The 1,940-nt window shown below is 65.2% G+C and carries 2 protein-coding genes; both read right to left on the bottom strand.

The features are described 5' to 3' along the window. Positions 1-91 precede the first annotated feature (91 nt). A complete protein-coding gene (locus tag AC1DOC_RS31700; protein WP_012746715.1) occupies positions 92-1,174 on the bottom strand; it encodes a TRAP transporter substrate-binding protein in 1,083 nt (360 codons plus the stop codon). 112 nt (positions 1,175-1,286) lie between these two features. After that, positions 1,287-1,940 (bottom strand): transketolase C-terminal domain-containing protein (locus AC1DOC_RS31695; protein WP_478131341.1); only part of this gene is annotated, 654 nt, incomplete at its 5' end.

The following is a 1,940-nucleotide window of genomic DNA, read 5'->3' as shown; positions in this document are numbered from 1 at the left end:
CTCCGGGGCACGCGGCGGCCGCGGGCCTTCCCCGGGACACAAAAAAAAGCCCCGCATCGCGGGGCTTTTTACTGGCCGGAACGAACCCGGATCAGAGCTTGAGCGTGGACATGAACGAGTCGAAGCGCGATTCCGCAAAACGGAACCAGAGCACCTGGTCGCGCTGGAAGCTGCGGAAGTCGGCGTAGATCTTCTTCCACTCGGGGCTCTTGGCGTCGTTCTCGGCATAGACCTCGAGCGAAGCCTTGTAGGCGGCGTCCATCATGGCTTGCGAGAACGGCAGCACCTTGGTCTTGGCGGCCACGAGCTGCTTGAGCGCGATCGGGTTGAGCGCGTCGTACTTGGCCAGCATGTCCGACGAGGCCACGGCCGCGGCGGCTTCCACGATGGCCTTGTTCTCGGCCGAGAGGCCGTCCATGGCCTTCTGGTTGATGAAGAAGTCCACTTCCGGACCGCCTTCCCACCAGCCGGGGTAGTAGTAGAACGGCGCCACCTTGTTGAAGCCGAGCTTCTGGTCGTCGTACGGTCCCACCCATTCGGCGGCATCGATGGTGCCCTTTTCGAGTGCCTGGTAGATCTCGCCGCCCGGCAGGCTTTGCGGCACCGCGCCCATCTTCTGCATGACCTCGCCGATCAGGCCGCCGCCCAGGCGCATCTTCATGCCCTTGAAGTCCGCCACGGACTTGATTTCCTTGCGGAACCAGCCGCCCATCTGGCAGCCCGTGTTGCCGCCGGCGAAGCTCACCATGCTGTATTTGGCGTAGAACTCGTTCATGAGCTTGCGGCCGTTGCCGTGCATCATCCACGCGGTCATCTGGCGCGAGTTCAGGCCGAACGGAATGGCCGAACCCAGCGCGAACGCGGGGTTCTTGCCGTAGAAGTAGTAGGGCACGGTGTGGCACATCTCGACCGAACCGTTCTGCACGCCGTCCACCACGCCGAAGGGAGGCATCAGCTCGCCGCCGGCATGGACCGAGATTTCGAACTTGCCGCCCGACATGGCCTTGACTGCCTTGGCGAAGACTTCCGCGCCGCCGTAGATGGTGTCGAGCGACTTGGGAAAGCTCGACGCCAGGCGCCAGCGGACGGCCGCCTGCGCATGAACTGCGGGCGCAATGCCGGCGGCCAGAACGCCCGCAATGCCGGCGTTTTTAATGAGGGAACGACGATCCATTGAATTCACTCCGAGTGCATTGGAAAAAACGAAACGCGGCTTGTGGCCGCGTCGAGGACTTTTGTAAGTCCCGGATATTGTAAAAACGCACTTACACCCGCCCGGCGGGGGTTTACCCTGCGGCGGCCGCGCCGAAGCGCTGCGCAATCGAAGCGGCAATGCCGGGCGCATCGAGACCGATCGATGCGAGCAATTTGCCAGGGTCGCCATGCTCGATGAAGCGGTCGGGCAGGCCCAGCTGCAGCACCGGCCTTTGCACATGGGCCGCCTGCAGCGCCTCGAGCACCGCGCTGCCCGCTCCGCCCATGACGGCGCCTTCTTCGAGCGTGACGATGGCGTCATGCGTGCCCGCCACCTTCAGCAGCAGCTCGACGTCGAGCGGCTTGGCCCAGCGCATGTTGACCACCGTGGCATCGAGCGATTCGGCCGCCGTGAGCGCCGGGTACAGCAAAGTGCCGAAGGCCAGGATGGCGATGCGCTTGCCCTCGCGGCGCACTTCGCCCTTGCCGAACGGCAGCGCGTCGAGTGCGAGGTGCGGCACCACACCCGCACCGGCCCCGCGCGGATAACGCACGGCCACCGGATGGTTCTGCTCGTAGGCGCTCGACAGCAGTTGCCGGCACTCGCGCTCGTCGGCCGGGCAGGCAATGCTCATGTTGGGAATGCAGCGCAGGAACGGGATGTCGTAGGCGCCCGCGTGCGTGGCGCCGTCGGCACCCACGAGGCCGGCGCGGTCGAGTGCGAACACCACCGGCAGGTTCTGGAT

It is taken from the genome of Variovorax sp. 01T439_2 (assembly GCF_056398445.1).
Note: the sequence above shows the minus strand (reverse complement) of the source record. Positions and strands in the feature narration are given on the sequence as shown.

Excerpts from the sequence above, each read along its gene's own strand:
- AC1DOC_RS31700 (WP_012746715.1), bottom strand. The coding sequence starts at position 1,174 with ATGGATCGTCGTTCCCTCATTAAAAACGCCGGCATTGCGGGCGTTCTG.